Source organism: Arthrobacter sp. LFS091 (assembly GCF_047977885.1).
Taxonomy (GTDB): domain Bacteria; phylum Actinomycetota; class Actinomycetes; order Actinomycetales; family Micrococcaceae; genus Arthrobacter.
Genome location: NZ_JBFPFP010000002.1, coordinates 191,141 through 211,705 on the forward strand (window position 1 = coordinate 191,141; position 20,565 = coordinate 211,705).

A 20,565-nucleotide genomic window follows, 5' to 3' on the forward strand; every position below is an offset into this window, starting at 1 on the left:
CCGGCCGGTCTTTGTAGACTGGACGGCGGACCCAAAGAGAACCAAAGGACTTCCGATGACTCACAGCCCAGCCACACAGCAGTACAAAGAAAAGCAGGCTGGGGACCTGCAGCCCGGAGATTTTGTGTTCCCGCCCGGCGACGGTCCGGCCGCCGAAATCCGCGCCGTCGAGGTGAAGAACGACGATTACGGCGTGCCCGCGCTGCTGCTGGTGACAACGGTCGACGGCGGCACCATCAGGATCGCTATCGGGTCCAGTGTCCCTGTGGGTGACGGAGTTCCTGCCGGCCCTGGTGCTGAAGCGTCAGTGGACGCACCCGCCGAAGCCGAACCGGACACCAGCAGCCCCGCCGAAGCCGAGGCCGACGCGCCCGCTGGGCCCGCCGTCGTCGTGCCTCCCCGCCCCGAAACCCCGCCCGCGTACACCGGGCCCAGCGCCGAAGAACTCGCACTGATCCCCGAACCGGACGGCACTCCCGAAGCGGTGGTGCGGGCCGCGGCCGCCCAGCACAAGGGCAAGAACGGTGTCCAGGTGCTGGCCGAACGGCTGGCGAAGGGCATCAACACCAAGTCCGGAAGCTGCCTCCGGGACCTGAGCGACCTCGCCTTCGATCTGTGCATCGTGCTCCGCGATCCGGACCACGCGCTGGCGGTCGCGGACCTGCTGAACGTCCTGCCTTTCGATGGGAACCTGGACCGGTGGGCGTCGATCGAACGGGCCCTGGCGCTGTCCAGTTTCATCTGCCGGGAGGCCGGCCAAACCGAACGGGCTGCCGTCTACGAGAAGCTGCTCCGCGCGCCCGAATCCCAGGAAGAGGACCCGTTCAAGGCCCGGATCAACGCGAGGGTCCGCCAGCGTTCGCTCAACGAACCCAACCTGTACGACAAGGAAATCTTCCGCGCGATCGACAACGGCAACCATGAGGCCGAGCGCGAATGGCGGTTCCTGCGCTTGGAGGCACTGATGTTCCTCCGCGCCCACGGCGGTTCGAAGACCATCGGCGAGGAAGAGCTGGCCCGTCGGATCGGCAATGAGCTGGAATCGGTGCGCGCCTAACTGGATCCGGGGCCTGTTATGCCGGGGCGAACGGCGGTAGATTCGGGGCCATGACGAACAATCTGAGCGTTGTGGTTAATGCCGATGCGCAGCAGGTTTGGACCATGCTGCGTGAACCGTCGTTGGTCGCCCAATGGCACGGCTGGGAGGCCGACGACCTTAACGATGAAATCAAACAGATCTACTTCAATACCGATGTCGTGGAAGGGCCCGATCACACCAGCCTGACCGTCAACGGCGGCGACATCTTTGAACTCCACCCTGTCTCCGGCGGCACCGAAGTGCGGATCACCAGGGTTGCCCTGGACCACGATTCCGAGTGGGCCGACTGGGACGAAGACATCACCCAAGGCTGGCTCACCTTCCTGCACCAACTGAGATTCGCCCTTGAGCGCCATCCGCACGGGCACCGGCGGACACATTTTGTCTCCCTCCCCGGCAAAGGCGGTCCGGCGATCGAGAAGTTGGGGCTGGGGGATCTGCCGCCCGTTGGGGAGGAGTACTCGCTCACCCTTGCTACCGGCGAGAAGATCTCCGGCAAAGTCTGGTTCAAGAGCCGGCACCAGGTTGGCCTCACCGTCCACAGCTACGCCGAACACGGGGACGGGCTGCTGATCGTCGCCGAGCAGTTGCCGATCCCGGAGAAAAGGCCCGACGGCGGGTCCATGGTGATTGCCTCCACCTACGATTTGGGGGCCCATACGTTGGCGGACATCCGGGCCTCGTGGGACAACTGGAAGGCTGAGAACTACGGGTCGTAAGGCTTCCTCCGCTGGTTACCGCCGGTAAAGCTGGCACACTAGGTAGGTGCCAGCTTCCGTTCCCGTCACCGCGTCAGTTTCCTCCCCGGCTACTTCCCTGCCTGACCTGCCGGGGTTGTCCGCCCGACAATCCGAGTTCTCGTTCACGGTGGGCACCCGCCTGACTGAAACGTGCTCGCCGTCGGACGCCCAAGTGGACGCCAACGGCGGCGCTTTCCTTGGCCGGACAGGAACCATCACCACGCCGCACGGAACCATCCAGACGCCCGCGTTCATCGCCGTCGGAACCAAAGCGACCGTCAAGGCCGTGCTGCCGGAGTCGATCGCCGGGTTTGGCGCGCAGGCGGTCCTGGCCAACGCCTACCACCTGTACCTGCAGCCAGGGCCCGAAATCCTCGACGCCGCCGGTGGGCTGGGGGCGTTCATGAACTGGTCAGGGCCCACCTTCACCGACTCCGGAGGGTTCCAGGTGATGAGCCTGGGCTCGGGGTTCAAGAAGGTCATCGACATGAAGAACGTCGATTCGTCCGGCCCTGATGACGCCGTAGCACCGGGCAAGGAACGGCTGGCGCACATCGACGATGACGGTGTCTGGTTCAAATCGCACCTGAACGGTGACCGGCACCGCTTCTCCCCCGAGATCTCCATGCAGGTCCAACACAAGATCGGCGCGGACATCATGTTCGCCTTCGACGAGCTCACGACGCTGCAGAATTCCCGGGCCTACCAGGAGGAGTCCCTGGAGCGCACCCGTTTGTGGGCGCTGCGGTGCCTCGAGGAACACGCGTCCTTGACTTCTTCCCGCGTGGGCAAACCGTATCAGGCCTTGTTCGGGGTGATTCAGGGAGCCCAATACGAGGACCTGCGCCGCAAAGCCTGCCAGGATCTCGGTGCCATGCCCTTTGACGGATACGGGATCGGCGGAGCGTTGGAGAAGGAAAACCTGGGCACCATTGTGCGCTGGTGCAACGAGGAACTGCCCGAGGACAAGCCCCGGCACCTGCTCGGCATCTCCGAACCCGACGACATCTTCACGGCCATTGAGAACGGAGCCGACACGTTCGACTGTGTCTCCCCCACGCGCGTTGCCAGGAACTCAGCGTTCTACACACCCTTTGGCCGGTTCAACTTGTCGGGAGCCAAATACAAAGCCGATTTCGGGCCCTTGCAGGACGGCTGCGACTGCTACACGTGCCAGAACTACTCTCGCGCGTACATCCACCACCTTTTCAAGGCCAAGGAGATGCTTTCCGCAACGCTGATCTCCATCCACAACGAACGCTTCGTGGTGAAGATGGTGGACGATGCCCGTTTGGCCATCGAATCCGGGGACTTCTTTGAGTTCAAGGCGGAGACGCTGGGCCGGTACTACTCCTAGGCGCTGGTTCCAGGCTCTGGTCCTAGGCTGTGACTGCGCCGTAGCTGGGCTCGCGCTTCTTGATCCAGCCGACAACCAGCACCGTGATCGGAACGAACAGGAACTCGACGGCGGTCTTGTACACGAAGCCCACCAGGACGTAGTTGACGAACGAGCCAGCGTCCGAGATCCCGATGACGGATGCCGAGATGCTGCAGAAGATCAGAGTGTCCACGAATTCCCCCACCACGGAAGAACCCATGAGGCGCGCCCACAGGGATTTCTCGCCCGTGCGCTGCTTCATCTTCACCAGGATCCAGGAGTTGATGGTCTGTCCTGCCAGGAAGGCGAGCAGGGAGGCAAGGACGATCTGCGGAACCGGACCCAGGGCGCCCTCGATGGCGGCCTGCTTGGCGGTTCCGTAGTCATCGTTGAAACCGGGCAGGATGATGATCACCCAGTAGCAAAGAGAGGCGAACACACTCAGGGCAAATGAGGTGACGATGGCTTTGCGGGCCACTTTGAAGCCGTAGACCTCGCTCATGACGTCGCCCAGGATGTAGGCCAACGGGAAGAGGAAGAACCCTCCATCGGTGATGATCGGCCCGAGCTCCACACCCTTGGAAGCGCCGATGTTGGACAGGATCAGCACCACGGCCATGACGGCCAACATGATGCCGAAGTACGGGGAACCGATCGAGGCGAAGCGGGGTGCAGGCTTGCTCAGCGTGCTGGAGCCGGAGGGCGAGGGCATGGGTCATCCATTTCGTAGTGGTTCGCGCAGGCCGCCGCATGCTGGCTGCCCCGCTGTATTAGCACTGTGGTGGTGGGGCATCTGGCCCGGCACCGGTTCCATTGTCCCACCGCCGATCCCCTCTCACATCCCACCCCCTTCCCGCCAACCCTCACTCACACCCCACCCCCTTCCGGTCAACCCTCACTCACACCCCACCCCCTTCCCGCCAACCCTCACTCACACCCCACCCCCTTCCCACCAACCCTCACTCACACCCCACCCCCGGCGCCACAACCGGGAGGGCTGTGAGAGAGCGTCCGCCCCTACCGGGAGGGATGTGAGAGAGCGTCCGCCTCAACCGGGAGGAACGTGAGGGAGCGTCGATAGGTGAGCAGCCGCCGTCGGGCTGCCGTCCCCAACCAAGCCACGCCACCCGAATCCTAAGGAAGTGTTAGGAAATGCCCCGCGGGCTATGGCTGTGCCGTGCATCACCCATAGTTTGGAATACGTCCTCTTCACCTTGGAGGACCTTTCTTAGTCGACGAAGAGCCATGCGCAAGGACGCCATGAGCACGAGCTTCATGGACAGAACGAACTCAGGCAAGACACGGCCGCCGCAAAACGCTGCCGTCCAGGAAGGTTCATTGATGAGCACCCAGCAAGCTGCACCTCTGAGCGAAGCCGCTCAGACACGCAAAGCCGTGAGCAATATCCTCAAGGGCTCCGCGGGCAACCTCGTGGAGTGGTTCGACCTCTACGTCTATACGGTTTTCGCGGCATATTTTCAGTCGCACTTCTTTAATTCCTCGGACGACCTTCAGGCTGGCCTTGAGGCGATGGCGGTCTTTTCGACGTCGTTCCTTATGCGTCCGATCGGAAGTTGGTTCTTCGGCCGCTACGCAGACCGCAAGGGCCGCAAGGCCGCGCTGACGCTCAGTGTGACCATGATGTCGGCCGGGTCCTTCGCGATCGCGATCCTGCCGACACAGGATGTGATCGGACTCTGGGCCCTGATCTTGCTGGTGTTTATCCGCGTCGTGCAGGGCTTCTCAGTCGGCGGTGAGTACGGCACCAGCGCCACGTACATGTCCGAGGCGGCAACGGCAAAGCGCCGCGGCTTCTTCTCCAGCTTCCAGTACGTCACGCTGATCGGCGGCCAGATGCTGGCACTTTTGGTGCTCGTGATTCTGCAGAACACCATGAGCAAGGAAGACCTGACGGCGTGGGGATGGCGTATCCCGTTCGCCGTAGGTGGCGTGGCTGCGCTGGTTGTTCTCTGGCTCCGCCGTTCGATGGAGGAGACCCTCTCTTCCGATCAGCTCCGTGCCGCACACGTGAAAGTGGAGGGCGAGGCCCAGCCTGGCACTATGAAGCTCCTGCTAACTAAGCACTGGAAGCCGCTGCTCATCTGCATCGGCATTACCCTCGGCGGTACCGTTGCGTTCTATACGTACACCAACTTCATCCTGAAGTTCATGAACGATACGTCCGGCATCGCCAAGACGGATACCTCCGTGATCAACTTCTGGGCGCTGTTCATCTTCATGCTGCTGCAGCCTGTCTACGGCCTGATTTCGGACAAGGTGGGCCGCAAGCCCCTGCTGATCTGGTTCGGCGTGACCGGCGTCCTGTTCACCTGGCCGCTGCTCTCCACTCTTTCCGGCACCAAGGATCCGTTCATCGCATTCCTGTTGATGCTGGGCGGCCTGCTCATGGTTGGCGGCTACACGTCCATCAACGCACTGGTGAAGGCCGAACTGTTCCCGGCCTCGATCCGCGCCTTGGGAGTAGGACTCGGTTACGCAATCGCCAACTCGCTGTTCGGCGGCACCGTCCCCCTGATCGGTGCTGCGTTGCAGAAATCCAACCAGGTGGATCTGTTCTTCACGTACGTCACAGCTGCGATTTTCATCTCGCTGCTGGTGTACATCTTCGCGCTGAAGAACAAGACGTCCACGCACTTGGATGCGGAGCAAGGCCACGCGTTCGTGGCGAAGGGCGCTGCGACGGCAACAACGAAGGACGACGACGGCACGAAGGATCGCGTCGACGCCTGACCTTCCTGCCTTGTTAGGCCCGCTCTGCGCACTTTGGGTACTCCGAAGGGCGCAGAGCGGGCCTCACAACGTTAAGCTCTAGTAGCGAACCAGCCCCAATCCGAAGGACCATGACAGTGCACGTGCTCATCGTCGAGGATGACGACGCCATGGCGTCGGCCTTGAGCGCTGCCGTCGCTTCGGCTGGACATACACACACCCGCGTATCCCGCGGCGAGGATGCGCTGCTGGCCCACCGGGAGCACCAGGTGATCCTGCTGGACCTTGGCCTTCCGGATTTGGATGGCTTGGATGTGCTGCGCAAGCTGCGCCAAGTGAGCGCAGTTCCGATCCTCATCCTGACGGCCCGGGATGACGAGCGGAGCGTGGTCCTGGGTCTCCGTTCGGGTGCCGACGACTACCTGGTGAAACCCGTGAAGCTCGTGGAATTGCTTGCCAGGATCGAAGCCGTCACCCGGCGCACCAACCGCGGCGGCCAGGAAGCTCCGCACGCAATCGTCCTCGGCGAACTCGAGGTCGACCTCGACCGCCGCGTGGCCGCCGTCGGCCAACGGAAACTCGCCCTGACGGCAACCGAGTTCGACCTCCTCAGCCTCCTGGTCAGGAACGCGGGCTCGGTGGTGACCCGCGAGCAGATCCTGGACGCACTGTGGGGCGACGCGTTCGTCACGCATTCCAGGTCCTTGGACGTTCACCTCACAGGCTTGAGGTCCAAGCTCCAGCTGCCCGGATTCATCATCAACGTCCGGGGCGTCGGCTACCGGGTAGAGCAACCGTGAAAGTCCGTGTTCTCAGCATCCTGAGCCTGCTGGTGGTGATCATCGTGGTGACGGTCTCCAGTGTGATCCTGACCTCGGCCAGCCGGGAGCTCACCCAGGAACTTCAGATCAACCGCGTCGCCGCCCTCAACCGCTTCGCGCAACTGGCCAGCGACGCCGCCCAAGACAAAGACACCAGTCAGTTGCAGCGCGAAATGGACCGCTACTCCGGGCTTTACGGCGAGGGAATCCTGATCCGCACGCAGGAGGGAACCGTCCGTTCCGGCGGACTCAGCGAAGAGCGGCCCGAGGTCCAGGATGCCCTGAACCGGGCGAGCCTCAACCTCAGCGACACCACCCTGAACCCCATCAGTGCTTTCGGGACCGGCAACGACATCATTTCCAGGTCCTTCGGCACGGCCAGCCAAGTCCTCGGCGAGGCTGTTGTGGAAGTCAACCTCGATGCCGCCCGGCAAAAGCTGCGGGAGCGATGGCTGGTGGTCGGATTCGCGGCGCTGGCGTTGGCGGCTTTGCTCCTGCTCGCCGCAGCGCGAATCACCGGGTGGGTCCTGCGCCCGGTCAACCGGCTCAGCAGGGCAGTTCACGAGCTCGAAACCACGGGTAAAACAAGCCAACTACCCGACGCCGGACCGCCCGAACTGCGCGAACTCAGCCGCTCCTTCACCGCCATGGCGGACACCGTCACGGAGAGCATGGAGTCCCAGCGCCGGCTGATCGCAGACACGTCCCATCAACTCCGAAACCCTGTTGGGGCGCTTCGGCTGCGGATCGATTTGCTGCAGCTGGAACTCAAAGGGCAACCGGAAAAGGCTGCGGCAGCCGGCGTCGTGGCGGAACTTGAGCGGGTTGAGGAAATGCTCGACGGCGTGCTGAAGCTGGCGACGGCGGAACACCGCGCCTTCGAGGGGTCTACCCGCCCGGACCAAGCCGCAGAGCACCAGCGGCAAGCCGTCATCGACCCCCTCCCCATCCTGCAGGGCGAAGTAGAACGGGCCGCACCTGCCGCTCAACGGGCGGGATCCCGGCTGACGCTAGATGGCCCCGCACACGAAAACCAGATCAACTGCGACCCCGACGAACTTGCCCACATGGTGGGAGAACTCATTGCCAACGCCATCAAGTACGCCCCCGGGGCCACCATCACGGTGGGTACGCGGCAGGCGGCAGGCAGCACCGCCGTCGTAATTTCCGACGACGGTCCCGGCCTCCCAGCCGAGCAGCGTGCCGCTTCCACCACCAGGTTCTGGCGGGCCCCGCAGCACAGCAAAATCCCTGGCAACGGTTTGGGCATGACCATCGTGGATCGGCTGGCCCAAGCAAACGGCGGCCGGCTCGTCATTGAGCCGCGCGAGCCTCATGGGCTGACGGCACGGCTCGAGTTTGCGAAACCGGAGGACGCGCAGGATGCCTGAGTCGAAGGTGATGCCCCGGCGGTCTGCACTTAAGGCCGGGCTGGCCGTGGGTGTGGCTGGTCTTTTCCTTCCCGCAACAGCAGCTTGCACCCCGGGCGAACGCCCTCGGAAACTTACGGTGGCCGGTGGCGAACCGGGCGGCTTCTACCTGGAGTTCGCCACTTTGCTCGCATCCTTGCTGCAAAAAGAAGGCGTGGCCGAAACCGCTGAACCTGTAGTTACCGGCGGGAGCCTGGAGAACATCAGGCGGGTGGTGGACGGCGAGGCGACGTTCGCCGTCGCGCTTGCAGATGCGGCAGCCCAGCAGTCAAGCCCCGGCGATCGGCCGGCCCAGCCTGCAGACCTTGTGGCTCTCGGCAAGGTCTACCAGAACTACGTCCACTGCATCGTACGGAAGGACAGTGGCATCCGGAACTTTGCCGACCTCGCGGGCAAGACCGCGGGCGTGGGCGAAGTGGGGTCGGGGACATCCCTCACTGCTCCCAGGATCATCGAGGCCTCCAGCCTGTCATCCGCAAAAACCAGTCCCGCGCTCACCCAAGTGAACCTGGGGCTGAACCAAGGGCTCGCGGCGCTGCAGAACCGGACCATCGACGCTCTGTTCTGGTCCGGAGGCGTCCCCACTGCAGCCATCGCGTCCACTGCCAAGGACGTTGGCCTCCGCTTGGTGGACCTATCGGACCTCATCAACGCAACGCGCTCGCAGTTTGGACCGTTTTACGACCGCGTCCTCATTCCCGCCAACAGTTACGGTGACGCTCCGGCTGTGTGGACGGTCGGCGTCGCCAACCTCCTCCTCTGCCGTAGGGACCTTGCCGACCACGTAGTTCGTCAGACCGTGGAACTGTTGGTGGAACAAGCCCAGGAGTTGGTTCCGAAGTCGAGCACCGGAGTGCAATTCCTCAGCCCGGAAACACTGGTTAACACCGCCGGCGTGCCCTTGCATCCCGCCGCGGAGGCCGCCTACCGGGCCCTGCACGGCTAGGCCCGTTTAGGAGCGGGACCGGAGCAACTGCCAAAATGGAAACCATGACTTCAGCCGTTGCCCCTGCCATTGCCCTGACCATCGCCGGTTCCGAAGCGACCGGTGGCGCCGGCGCGCAAGCGGACCTCAAGACCTTCCAGGAACTCGGAGTGTTCGGCATCGCGAACCTCACGTGCATCGTTTCCTTCAACCCGCAGGACAACTGGAACCACCGCTTTGTGCCGGTGGACCAGCAGGTCATAGCGGACCAACTTGAAGCCACGACGGCGGCCTATGGTGCCGCTTCCGGCGCGCCTTCCGTTTTGGACACCGTGAAGATTGGCATGCTCGGCAGCCCGGCGACCATCAGCACGGTGGAAAGGGCGCTGACGGACGGCGCTTTCGCGAATGTGGTTTTGGATCCTGTTTTGATCTGCAAAGGCCAGGAGCCGGGCCACGCCCTGGACACCGACCAGGCGCTGAAGGCCCAGATCCTGCCGCTGGCTACTTTCGTCACGCCGAACCACTTCGAAGCCGAGTCCTTGTCCGGGCTCACGATTACCGATGAAGAGTCCCTCAAGGCCGCTGCGATCCGCATCCACGAGATCAGCGGCGCAGCAGTCCTCGCCAAAGGCGGGGTGCGGCTGGAAGGCCCGGACGCCGTCGACGTCTATTACGACGGCGAGACGCTGGAAGTCCTGCGCGCTCCGAAGGTTGGCGATGTTGCTGTCTCAGGTGCGGGCTGCTCGTTGGCCGCGGCCGTGACTGCCGAGCTGGCAAAGGGTGCCACACCGCTGGAAGCCGCACGCACTGCCAAGGCCTTCGTCACCGAAGGTATCAAGAACCGAGTATCCTCGGGCGCTCCTTTTGATGCCCTGTGGCAGGGTGGCGCACTGTCCTAGCATTCATACGAAAGCAGCCGCCGCGGAGTGTTCCGAGGCGGCTGCTTTTGTTTGCGTGAGCTTTAGCGTGAGACCTTGCCCATGAGCGAGGCGATGGGACGCAGGAACAGTGGGCGGGCCAGGAACCATGCCGCCGCCGTGAAGACGATGGAAGCCGCGAAGATCCCGAAGCCCCACCAGCTGTAATCGTTGTTGGACGCGTACATGTGGTTCAGGTTGTTCAGCGCGCCAGTGGCCAGCACCAGGGTTACGTGGACGATCACGAAGGCCACGAAGTAGATCATCACCGGGAAGTGGATCTTGCGGGCCAGCTCAATCGGGTAGAACTTGTTGATCGCAGCTTTCTTGGGCCATGCGCCTGACATCCGGATGCCTGTGATGATGGCGAGCGGCGCCGCAATGAACACCGTGACGAAGTAGGTCAGGAGCTGGAGGCTGTTGTAGTTGTTCCAGCCATTTTCAACGGGCCAGTTCAGCGAGGCGTACTGCAGGCCGGCGGAGACGGCGTTCGGGAAAACGTCCCAGTTGGTGGGGACGATCCGCAACCATTGGCCGGTGGCGAAGAGCAACACGATGAAAATAATGCCGTTCAAGACCCAGAGCGCATCCAGCGTCAGGTGGAACCAGAGGTCCAGGCTGATCTTGGTAGGCGGGTTCTTGGTTTTGATGAAGCCCTTGTTGTTCCTGGTCCAGTTGGCTGCCGGCCGCGTGGTGGTGCGCACCTGCCACCCCGAACGGATGATCAGGACAATGAAGAACATGTTCAGGAAGTGCGTCCAGTTAAGCCAGGCAGGGAATCCGGTAGGAGTGCCTTCAGGGATGGCCGAATGGCCGGGGTAGTCCGTCAGGAATTGCTGGACGGGCTGAAGGGTCCGGAGCCACTGTGCCACCAGAACCAGGATCAGTGCCACCACCAAAGCTCCTGCGGTGACGGCGACGGGTTTGAACCACCTGTTCGACGTGATCCCGGACGACTTGCTTGAAACGGACATCAGGCCGCGTTCCTCTCTGGCTTGTTTGGCTGCGACCAGTTGGCGCTATATAGCGATTCAACCAGTTGCAGCCCAACGGTGAAAACGGCACCCGGGTTTCGGGGCGTCCGACGTCAAAAATCGCAGCATTCGGATACATGCCGCAACGTGTATTTCTAGAACAGACTTCCAGAATTATTTCCCGTGTTTTAGGGCCAGTCAAGGCTGGCTGCTGGCTATGTGGATTCTTTCGGCGATAGGATTCCAAAAAATAGCTGCTCGACACTCCGGTGTCCGTCCTGCCCGGAAGGAGCCCTGCATGGTTCGCAAGACGTCCGACGTTGCCAGTAACGCGGGCTCGTGGCAATGGACCCGCACGGCGGCCACCCAGCGCAACTTGTTGGATGCGGCGGCCGGGGTCTTCATCGAACACGGCTTCACCGATGCTGGCATTACTGACATCGTGGCCCGCGCCGGATCAAGTGTGGGCAGCCTGTACCACCACTTCGGCGGAAAGACCGAGCTATTCCTCGCCCTCTGGAACGACTACCAGAACGAACACGAAAGACTCGTCGCAGCCGCCGTCGCGAAAGCTAGGAAAGCCGGCGAGGACGATCCCCTGACACTGTTCAACGTGGGCAGCCGCAGCTACTTCGACTACACCTGGAAGCACCGGGACTTGGAACGGGTATTCATCGAGGGCGACACTCCCCCGGGCTTCGAATTGCTCAGGCGGGAACGGGGACGGGAATGGGTCCGGCAGAACTCGGTGCTCCTCGGCGCCAGCGACGACACCCTTGGCAGGCTCACAGTCGCGGTGATCACGGACATCGTGACGGTGTCGGGGCAGGAGGTTGCCCTGAGCGCCACCAAGCGTGAGGCCGACGCCGTGGTTGAAGCTGCGGCGGTGCTGGTCCAGCGACTGGTCGGATAGCTCGCTCCAGATGTTGATCTTCGCTGGTTTTTGTCGCCCTATAGTGACTCGACTCAGCGGATCTCCAGTGACGGGCGTTGGCTCAATCACTAACTTTCGGCGTCACCACCGTTCTCGACATGGTCAGCGAACCAGCACTAATAGCAGCCTCCAAGGAGCAGGCCGATTCGCGGCCAAACGTTGCCGATCTCCCTTCCCGGAGATCGGCGCCACCACACCAGGCGGACACCGACACTGATGTACGCTCCAGTCCCGACGCTTGGTTTCGCCGATAAGGCAGAAAGTTTCACTGCGGAACGCTTGGCCGAGTGCACGGGCTACCTGAAGGTATTTCATGCAAACCATAAAGGTATTGGTTGCTGCGGCTCGCGGCCGGGGACTTCTTGTCGTCACTCGGGCTCCCAAGCTGTTGTTGCCTGGATTGGTGTTGAGCCGGCCCAGGGTATGGGTGTGTTCAGCAATGACCAGGCAAAGGTCGTGGGTCCTGCTCTTCGCAACGACGTGAAAGGGCTCAATGCCGTTCATCAGATCCTTGACAACACGGCCATGACAACAGCCGTTGGGCACTCCATGGGTTCCCTCGGGGCCATGGAAGCAGCCAAAACCGAGCTGCCGGTCGATAACCTCGTTCTCGTCGGGGACGTTGGAGCCCCTGACAACGTGACCTCCGTGAACGATCTCCACCTGAACCCCGGCGGCACCGTATACCGGGGAACCTACGACTGGGACCACATAGCCGAGGTCGGGCATGGGCTCGGCTGGCAGCGTAAAAGTACCGAAGACCCCGGATTCGGTGCCGTCACCTTCGGCACAGACGGCACCACCGCGCCCGATGGCACCGTTGAGAACCCCACCAAAACCCACGACGGACAGACCGGCGGCAAAGACGGCGTCTATGGATACTTTGATCGCGGAACCGAGTCAAGCAGCAATCAAGCCAAGATCGCCTTGGGCCTGAGTGACCAACTTACGAATGTGAAACGATGACCACCATGTCTCCGCGAAGATTTCTCATCCAAGGCCTTGCCGTTGCCATCCTCGCTGCCCTCACTGGGTGTGGAACAACGCCCAGCACCAACCCACCTACCAACACCGCGGAGCAGACCATGGAACCAGAACAAGCCCGCACGGAATACCTCGACATCTTCACACAAATTCAAGCTCTCGCCCCCGGCAACTGGACGCAAATTACACCAGATAAACCCGGCATGGCATGCCCCCTGCCGGACGGGACGGAGGGCACTCGGTTCAATTACGACAGTACGCAGGGCGCGATCTCAGAAGATCAGGCTAAAGCCATACATAAGTCGGTAAAGGAAGTCTTTGAAAGCAACGGCCTGAGCGTTGTACAAACACAGCCTTCGGGGGCGAACCGAGACCAGACGACCACTGGTTTTGGGGATGGCAAGTTCTCCATGCAGCTTGGAACGAGCAGCTTCGGAACCACCCTCGGCGGCAACACTCGATGCGCGCAGGATCCCGAGGGCAAATTCCGGTAGCAAGCAGTGACCAGCGGTCGACCTTGGCACGGTAGTCGATGGCAATAGCCGCGGAGCAGTCTCTATTCTTCAACGAGTAAGATTCGGGAGTGAGTTTCAGTGCACTCAAATACTTCGCCGACTGCGTCCAGGCATCTGATGATCCGCAGCCCATCATCAAGGCAGAAGAGCAGAACGGCGACTATGAATCCGGGGTCGTACTGTTCGGGAAAGAGCGGTGGCGGATCCGCACGGCTCGGATCACACCGACGAAACCGGGCGCCTTTGTGGCGGTCTGGAAGCGCGGCGAAGGCGGATCGACCAGGCCATTTACGGCTGGCGAGTTGATGTCGGGACTGATGGTTTTCGTAGAAGACCGGGACCGGTTCGGGGTCTTCCGTTTCACTCCCTCGCACCTGATCTCGCTTGGCTATGTCACTTCCGAACTCCATCCAGGCAAGCGCGGCTTCCGCGTCTATCCCGCATGGTGCTCCGACCTGAATCCGCAAGCGTTACGCACCCAGCGCGCTCAAGCCGCCGCGTTCGCCGAGCTTCCTTCACGCAGCGTGCCGCGGACCGAAACCGGGCGCACAGACTAGCTGGTCCCCGCCCGTCGAATCTAACGTGCGCGTAAGACCCCGCCGTTCCGGGGATCGCAAGCCGGAACGTGAGAGAGCGTCCACCCCAAGCGGGCGGAACGTGAAAGAGCGTCCACCCCAACCGGGCGGAACGTGAGAGAGCGTCCGCGCCAAACCGACGGAACGTGAGAGAGCGTCCACCCCAAGCGGGCGGAACGTGAGAGAGCGTCACCGTTCGGAGTGCGCTGCCAGGAAGGAGTAGACCTCGGTCTCGTCAACGCCGGGGAACGCTCCGGGAGGCATGGCGGCCAACAGGTGGGAGTGTGCACGGGCGGAAGGCCACGCGTTGCCGGCCCACTCGTTCGCCAGCGAGGCAGGTGGCCTCTTGCAGCAGTTCGGGTCCGGGCAGTTGGACGTGGCACGGGCAGTCGTCTCCCGGCCCCGGAACCACTTGACGTGCTGGTACGGGACCCCGATGCTCAATGAAAACTCGCCGGCCGCGGACCGTTCAGTCCGTGCAGTGCACCAGTAAGTGCCCGATGGAGTGTCCGTGTACTGGCTGTAGGCACTGAACTTGTCCGGCACGTCGAACACCGCCCGGGAGGTCCATGCCTTGCACGACGGCTGCCCTTCGATGGCCCCCGTGTGGTCCTGCGGGAAGTTCACGCCGTCGTTTTCGTACGCCTTGTAGATGATGCCGGACTGGTGGGTCTTCTGGAAATGCGTAGTGATGCCCAGGTGTTGGGTGGCCAGGTTGGTGAAGCGGTGGGCGGCCGTTTCATAGGACACGGCGAAGGCATCGCGGATGTCTTCCACGGCAATTTCCTTGGCGGCTTTGGCCTTCTGCAGGAACTCCACGGTGGCATGCTCCGGCAGCAGGAGCGCAGCGGCGAAATAGTTGGTAGCCACCCGCTGAGCCAGGAAATCGCCGTAGTTCCGCGGAGTTTCATGGCCCAGGACGTAGTGGCCCAAGGCCTGCAGCAAAACAGACCTGGGATCGTGGTCCTGCCGCTGGTTCTGCGTGAGATAAATTCTGCGGTTCTTCAAATCCGTCACGGAGCGCGTGGAATGGGGCAAATCGCCCACGTGGTGCAGGGTGAAACCGAGGTTCTCGGCGATGTCGGCAATGACGTGCTGGCTCAGCGGACCGGTGGTGTAGCCGACCCCTTTGAGGACCTTCTGCGCTTCCGCCTCATACTCGGGAAAATAGTTGCCGCGCTCGCGCATCATGGCACGCAACTCACCGTTGGCTCGGCGGGCTTCCTCCGGCGTCGCGGCTTGTTCATTGAGCTTGCGTTCAAGCTCCTGAAGCAGCCCCACCTGGGACTCCAGGACTTCCAGTGGAAGCCGCGAACTGATGCGGATTTTGGGCAGGTTGAGCGACTCGTACAGGGGTCCGCGCTGATACCTTTCGAGCTCGATTTCGAGGGCGGCGCGGCGGTTGGGCGGCTCGGCCCCGAGCAGCTGGTCGATGCTGACGTTGAGTGCGGCGGCCAGCTGCTGCAGCAGCCCCAACTTGGGTTCGCGCTTGCCGTTTTCGATGAGGCTCAATTGGCTTGGAGCGGTCCCGACGGCGGCACTCAAGCCGTCCAGCGTCAGCCCGGCCTGCTTGCGCAGGTGCCGCACGCGGCGGCCAAGGCTGATGACGTCCAGTTCCGGGGACGCAGGGGACGACGACGGCGATACTACTTCGCGATTCCAGCTCACAGGCGACATTTCTTGAGAATACGCGAAGAAGTGCGTTTCTTTCCATACCTTTCCTCTAGAAAGTCTCTTGAAAGTGCAGAAAAGTAGGTCCTACGAAAAAGAAATACAGACCCCGGGCTACCCGGCCGATGCTGCAACGAAGCAGCAGAGGCCGGGCCGGGCACCACCTAGGAGACAGACAATGACCGCTTCATTTGAACCAGCAGAGCAGAGTGCAGAGCAGCAGGCCGCAGCGCTGGAACTTGAATGGTCCGCCAACCCGCGTTGGGAAGGCGTCACCCGTGATTACTCGGCCACCGACGTCGTCCGCCTCCGTGGCCGCGTCTCCGAAGAGCACACCCTGGCCCGCCGCGGCTCGGAAAAGCTCTGGAAGCAGCTCACCGAGGAAGCTCCCACCGGCGGATACACCAACGCTTTGGGTGCACTGACCGGCAACCAAGCTGTCCAGCAGGTCAAGGCCGGCCTCCGGGCCATCTACCTCTCCGGTTGGCAGGTGGCCGCGGACGCCAACCTCTCCGGCCAGACCTACCCGGACCAGTCCCTGTACCCGGCCAACTCGGTGCCCCAGGTTGTCCGCCGCATCAACAACGCCCTGCTCCGCGCAGACCAGATCGAATACGCCGAGGGCGTCAAGACCGTCGAGGACTGGCTCGTCCCGATCGTCGCCGACGCCGAAGCCGGCTTCGGTGGCCCGCTCAACGCCTACGAACTCATGAAATCCATGATCACCGCCGGCGCCTCGGGCGTTCACTGGGAAGACCAGCTGGCATCGGAGAAGAAGTGTGGCCACCTCGGCGGCAAGGTCCTGATCCCCACGCAGCAGCACATCCGGACACTGAACGCAGCCCGACTGGCGGCCGACGTCGCCGGAACGCCGACGGTGGTCATTGCCCGCACCGACGCGGAGGCAGCGACCCTGATTACCTCCGACGTTGATGAGCGTGACCAGGAATTCATCACCGGCGAACGCACTGCCGAGGGCTTCTACAAGGTCCGCAACGGCATCGAACCCTGCATCGCCCGCGCCAAGGCCTACGCCCCGTACTCCGACCTCATCTGGATGGAGACGGGCACCCCGGACCTGGAGCTGGCACGCAAGTTCGCCGAGTCGGTCAAGGCCGAGTTCCCGGACCAGATGCTCTCCTACAACTGCTCCCCGTCCTTCAACTGGCGCAAGCACCTGGACGACACCACCATCGCCAAGTTCCAGCGCGAACTCGGTGCCATGGGCTTCACGTTCCAGTTCATCACCCTGGCCGGCTTCCACGCCCTGAACTACTCGATGTTCGACCTCGCCCACGGCTACGCCCGTGAAGGCATGAGCGCGTACGTCGAGCTCCAGGAAAAGGAATTCGCCTCCGAGTCACGCGGCTACACCGCCACCAAGCACCAGCGCGAAGTCGGCACCGGCTACTTCGACGACATCGCCACAGCGCTCAACCCGAACGCATCCACCCTCGCACTGGTCGGATCGACCGAAGAGGGCCAATTCCACTAATCAAACGCCCAAAGGTGAGCTGTTCGCTTCGCTCACCGGAAGGCACGACGGCGGTTGTCGCCTCCGGCCTGCGGAACGGCAATGCTCTGCCTGCTATTCCCCACGTCCCGGTTTCGACCTCGCTGAGCGAGGACGGACCGGGACGCAGGGCCCCTTTTACGCAGGCTGCCGCATCACCGCACCTCCGGCCCCAACCCACCCAGGCAAGTGCCGCCGTCGAACATTTGCTTCTCATAGGAGAGATTGAAATGAACAGCTTCACCGACAACTTCACTATTAATGGCATTACGTTGACCGCGCAGCCCATTTCGCGGCAGAACGAGGTTTTGACGCCGGATGCGCTTGAGTTCGTCGGCAAGCTGCACCGGGCTACCGCTGATCGTCGTCAAGAGCTGATGCAGGCGCGGCACGCACGGCGTAACCAGATCTCGAGTGGCCAGGATCCGCGTTTCCTGCCGGAGACCGAGGGCATCCGCAATGACCCGTCGTGGCGGGTGGCTCCCCCTGCACCTGGTTTGGAGGACCGCCGCGTGGAGATCACGGGTCCGGTGGATAAGAAGATGACCATCAACGCCCTGAACTCGGGGGCAAAGGTGTGGCTGGCGGACATGGAAGACTCGTCGACGCCGACGTGGCGCAACGTCATCCAGGGCCAGCTGAACCTGACCGACGCGCTGGAGCGCCGGATCGATTTCACTTCCCCCGAGGGCAAGGAATACAAGCTCAAGTCTGCCGAGGACCTGCCCACCATTGTGGTCCGTCCCCGCGGCTGGCACCTGCCGGAGAAGCACATGCTGATCGACGGCAAGCCGATTGCCGGCGGGATCGTTGACTTCGGCCTGTATTTCTTCCACAACGCCCGGCGGCTCCTGGCCCAGGGCAAGGGACCGTACTTCTACCTGCCGAAGATCGAGAACCACCTGGAAGCCCGGCTCTGGAACGACATCTTTGTGCTGGCACAGGACCTTCTCGGCATCCCGCAGGGCACCATCCGCGCCACGGTGCTGATCGAAACCATCACGGCGGCGTTCGAAATGGAGGAGATCCTGTACGAACTGCGCGACCACGCGAGCGGTTTGAACGCTGGCCGGTGGGACTACATTTTCTCGCTGATCAAGAACTTCCGTACCCGCGGGCCGCGCTTCGTGCTCCCGGACCGCGGCCAGGTGACCATGACCCAGCCGTTCATGCGGGCCTACACCGAGCAACTGGTCCGCGCTTGCCACCGGCGAGGTGCCATGGCAATTGGGGGCATGGCAGCCGCTGTCCCTAACCGCAAGGACGAGGCAGCCAACCAGGCATCGTTTGAAAAGGTTCGTGCCGACAAGACCCGCGAGGCCAACGACGGTTTCGACGGATCCTGGGTGGCCCACCCGGACCTGGTGCCGGTCTGCCGCGAAGTCTTCGACGAGGTGCTCGGGGACAAGCCAAACCAGCTGGGCAAGTCCCGCGAGGACGTCACCCCCGATGACCGTGCACTGATCGACATCGCCAGCACGGAAGGCACCATCACCGAGGGCGGCGTGCGCCTGAACATCGAGGTAGGTATCCGCTACATCGAGTCCTGGCTGCGCGGTAACGGGGCCGTGGCTATCCACAACCTCATGGAGGACGCCGCCACCGCGGAGATCTCGCGCTCCCAGCTGTGGCAGTGGATCCACTCCCACGCGATCACCGACCACGGCGACATCATCACCCGCGAATGGGTCGAGGACATGCTGGACGAGGAATTCGCCCGGCTGGAACGCTTCGACGGCGACCGCTTCGCTGACGCCCGCGCCATCTTCGAAGAAGTCACGCTCGCCGAAGAATTCCCCACCTTCCTGACCATCCCCGCCTACGCCCGATTCCTCACCGAGGCCAAGGAAGAGGCCACGGAAGAGGAGCTCGTCGCCGCCTAAGGAGGCACCACAAGCCCCGCGACACACGCCGCGGACACCACGCCCCGACGCTGGGCTGCCTGCACTCTTCGCAACAAGTGACCCCGATGGTCGGGGAGGCAGCCCAGCAACGGGGCTTCTCCATGTCCGGAGCGCACCCCACTTCGACGACTGGCTACACGCAAGACGCTTCCTACCGTCTAATCCGCAGCAACCCATCGAAACGGGCACGCCAGAGCTAGCGTTGCCGGGCCACCCAGCGCACGGACAACGTGGTGCATATGCAGAACGCGAGCACGGAGCCGAGGATCACGAAAAGCGGGACGGTCCAGCCGCCGGAAACACTGTGCACGAAACCAACGATGGTGGGCGCCAATGCCGCGAAGCAGTAGCCAACACCCTGCACGACGGCGGACATCTTCCCTGCGGCCGCTTGGGAGTGCGCGAACTTGATGATGGCAATGAAGATCACCGTGATGCCGCCGCCTTGCGCAATGCCTCCCATGGAGGACCACAGCCACCAGAACCCGGGAGCGAGCAACAGGCCCACGGGAACGGTCAGCCACAACGCACTCAACGTGACCGCCACCGTCGTCGTACTGGCGAAGCGGGCCAGGAGTGGCACGCCCAGGCCGCCAACAATCGCGAAGATCTGGAAGAGCGAGGAGCCGGCACCGGCTTCGGCTGTGCCCATGGCGAGCTCATCAGCGAGGAAACTGGGCAGCCACGCGGTGACACCGTAATAAGAGAAAGCTTGGCCCGCGAAGCCGAGTGTCAAGCCCACGGTCAGCCAGCGCACACCCGCTACGCGGCCCGCATCGGAAGCAACCGGCAAAGGAACAGCGGCCGGAACAAAAGCACGCCGCGCACCAACTGTGGGCACCCAGAACACAATCGCGGCCAACGCCAGCAGTGCACTGGCGGCCAGGGCAAGCCGCCAACCCATCAACTCCGCCAGAGGTGCTGTGGCTACGGAGGTCAGGAACGAGCCCACATTCAAAGCAGCCGTGTAGACCCCCATGGCGGTGTCCTGGCGGCGCGGTGCGAAGTCGCGCCGGATGATGAGCGGCACCGCGATATTGCCGATGGTGATGGCCAAACCAATGATGACCGTTCCGGCCATGACCAGGGCACCGCCGCCGCTGGAGCGGATCACCACACCAGCCAATACCCCAAGCAGGGTGAGCATCACCGCGAACTCGGCTCCGAGGCGCCGCCCGGCCAACGAGGCCAAAGGGGACGCCAAGGAGAAGCAGAGCACGGGAATGCCGGTCAGCAGCCCGAGTTCCACCGGCGAGAATCCGAGGTCCCGCCGCAGCGAATCCACCACTGGCGCCACGGCAACGAAAGGCCCGCGCATGTTCAGGGCAATGAGCCCAATGCACGCGAGGATCAGCCAGCCGCGTGGGACTTTGGCGAGGAATTGACTCATTGGACGGACCGGGAGGGGGAGAAAATAGGCATCACTTTCATTGCTATCACGCCGCCGCAGGG

At 62.8% G+C, this 20,565-nt stretch carries 18 protein-coding genes; 14 read left to right on the plus strand and 4 right to left on the minus strand.

Annotated features, from left to right (window positions below):
* Positions 1-55 precede the first annotated feature (55 nt).
* From ACNQOP_RS03605 to tgt, 3 genes are all read left to right on the plus strand, one after another.
* Positions 56-1,057 (plus strand): DUF6707 family protein, encoded by a 1,002-nt coding sequence (locus tag ACNQOP_RS03605; RefSeq protein ID WP_416403361.1) that lies wholly within the window; start codon positions 56-58, stop codon positions 1,055-1,057.
* Positions 1,058-1,107: 50 nt separating this feature from the next.
* Positions 1,108-1,818 (plus strand): SRPBCC family protein, encoded by a 711-nt coding sequence (locus tag ACNQOP_RS03610; RefSeq protein ID WP_416403362.1) that lies wholly within the window; start codon positions 1,108-1,110, stop codon positions 1,816-1,818.
* A 106-nt stretch (positions 1,819-1,924) separates the two neighbouring features.
* Complete coding sequence (gene tgt, locus ACNQOP_RS03615) at positions 1,925-3,196, plus strand: tRNA guanosine(34) transglycosylase Tgt (protein ID WP_416403604.1); 1,272 nt, start codon at positions 1,925-1,927, stop codon at positions 3,194-3,196.
* A 22-nt stretch (positions 3,197-3,218) separates the two neighbouring features.
* On the opposite strand, the gene ACNQOP_RS03620 is transcribed toward tgt, so the two are convergent.
* A complete protein-coding gene (locus ACNQOP_RS03620) occupies positions 3,219-3,929 on the minus strand; it encodes a queuosine precursor transporter (RefSeq protein WP_416403363.1) in 711 nt (236 codons plus the stop codon).
* A gap of 629 nt (positions 3,930-4,558) precedes the next feature.
* Here ACNQOP_RS03620 and ACNQOP_RS03625 point away from each other — a divergent pair.
* The 5 genes from ACNQOP_RS03625 to ACNQOP_RS03645 all read left to right on the plus strand — a co-directional run bounded on the left by ACNQOP_RS03625 (position 4,559) and on the right by ACNQOP_RS03645 (position 10,025).
* Positions 4,559-5,968: an MFS transporter gene (locus ACNQOP_RS03625; protein WP_416403364.1), complete on the plus strand. Its 1,410-nt coding sequence runs from the start codon at positions 4,559-4,561 to the stop codon at positions 5,966-5,968.
* 116 nt (positions 5,969-6,084) lie between these two features.
* A complete protein-coding gene (locus ACNQOP_RS03630; RefSeq protein WP_416403605.1) occupies positions 6,085-6,747 on the plus strand; it encodes a response regulator transcription factor in 663 nt (220 codons plus the stop codon).
* Positions 6,744-8,159 (plus strand): sensor histidine kinase, encoded by a 1,416-nt coding sequence (locus ACNQOP_RS03635; protein ID WP_416403365.1) that lies wholly within the window; start codon positions 6,744-6,746, stop codon positions 8,157-8,159. Before ACNQOP_RS03630 ends, ACNQOP_RS03635 begins: the two co-directional genes overlap by 4 nt.
* Positions 8,152-9,144 (plus strand): TAXI family TRAP transporter solute-binding subunit, encoded by a 993-nt coding sequence (locus ACNQOP_RS03640; protein WP_416403366.1) that lies wholly within the window; start codon positions 8,152-8,154, stop codon positions 9,142-9,144. The genes ACNQOP_RS03635 and ACNQOP_RS03640 overlap by 8 nt, the downstream gene beginning before the upstream one ends.
* 44 nt (positions 9,145-9,188) lie before the next feature.
* On the plus strand, positions 9,189-10,025 hold the full coding sequence (locus ACNQOP_RS03645; protein WP_416403367.1) for a hydroxymethylpyrimidine/phosphomethylpyrimidine kinase: 837 nt from the start codon (positions 9,189-9,191) through the stop codon (positions 10,023-10,025).
* Positions 10,026-10,087: 62 nt separating this feature from the next.
* On the opposite strand, the gene ACNQOP_RS03650 is transcribed toward ACNQOP_RS03645, so the two are convergent.
* On the minus strand, positions 10,088-11,017 hold the full coding sequence (locus ACNQOP_RS03650; RefSeq protein WP_257370455.1) for a cytochrome b/b6 domain-containing protein: 930 nt from the start codon (positions 11,015-11,017) through the stop codon (positions 10,088-10,090).
* Positions 11,018-11,315: 298 nt separating this feature from the next.
* Here ACNQOP_RS03650 and ACNQOP_RS03655 point away from each other — a divergent pair, with 298 nt between their 5' ends.
* From ACNQOP_RS03655 to ACNQOP_RS03670, 4 genes are all read left to right on the plus strand, one after another.
* Positions 11,316-11,930 (plus strand): TetR/AcrR family transcriptional regulator, encoded by a 615-nt coding sequence (locus tag ACNQOP_RS03655; RefSeq protein ID WP_416403368.1) that lies wholly within the window; start codon positions 11,316-11,318, stop codon positions 11,928-11,930.
* Between the two features lie 237 nt (positions 11,931-12,167).
* On the plus strand, positions 12,168-12,917 hold the full coding sequence (locus ACNQOP_RS03660) for an alpha/beta hydrolase (protein WP_416403369.1): 750 nt from the start codon (positions 12,168-12,170) through the stop codon (positions 12,915-12,917).
* Positions 12,914-13,429: a hypothetical protein gene (locus ACNQOP_RS03665; protein ID WP_257370459.1), complete on the plus strand. Its 516-nt coding sequence runs from the start codon at positions 12,914-12,916 to the stop codon at positions 13,427-13,429. The genes ACNQOP_RS03660 and ACNQOP_RS03665 overlap by 4 nt, the downstream gene beginning before the upstream one ends.
* A gap of 89 nt (positions 13,430-13,518) precedes the next feature.
* Positions 13,519-14,007, plus strand: coding sequence for a MepB family protein (locus tag ACNQOP_RS03670; protein ID WP_257370460.1), 489 nt, complete (start codon positions 13,519-13,521; stop codon positions 14,005-14,007).
* Between the two features lie 207 nt (positions 14,008-14,214).
* Here the strand turns inward: ACNQOP_RS03670 and ACNQOP_RS03675 are convergent, their stop codons facing one another.
* A complete protein-coding gene (locus ACNQOP_RS03675; protein ID WP_416403370.1) occupies positions 14,215-15,702 on the minus strand; it encodes a helix-turn-helix domain-containing protein in 1,488 nt (495 codons plus the stop codon).
* A 172-nt stretch (positions 15,703-15,874) separates the two neighbouring features.
* Here ACNQOP_RS03675 and aceA point away from each other — a divergent pair, with 172 nt between their 5' ends.
* Together aceA and aceB are read left to right on the plus strand one after the other, a co-directional pair.
* The gene (gene aceA, locus ACNQOP_RS03680) at positions 15,875-17,191 is read left to right on the plus strand and encodes an isocitrate lyase (RefSeq protein ID WP_110504936.1); all 1,317 of its coding nucleotides are present in this window, start codon (positions 15,875-15,877) and stop codon (positions 17,189-17,191) included.
* A 248-nt stretch (positions 17,192-17,439) separates the two neighbouring features.
* Complete coding sequence (aceB, locus tag ACNQOP_RS03685; protein ID WP_416403371.1) at positions 17,440-19,092, plus strand: malate synthase A; 1,653 nt, start codon at positions 17,440-17,442, stop codon at positions 19,090-19,092.
* 217 nt (positions 19,093-19,309) lie between these two features.
* Here aceB and ACNQOP_RS03690 read toward each other — a convergent pair whose 3' ends face one another.
* Positions 19,310-20,503 carry a CynX/NimT family MFS transporter gene (locus ACNQOP_RS03690; RefSeq protein ID WP_416403372.1) on the minus strand — a complete coding sequence of 398 codons (1,194 nt, stop codon included), beginning with the start codon at positions 20,501-20,503 and terminating at the stop codon, positions 19,310-19,312.
* Positions 20,504-20,565 lie beyond the last annotated feature (62 nt).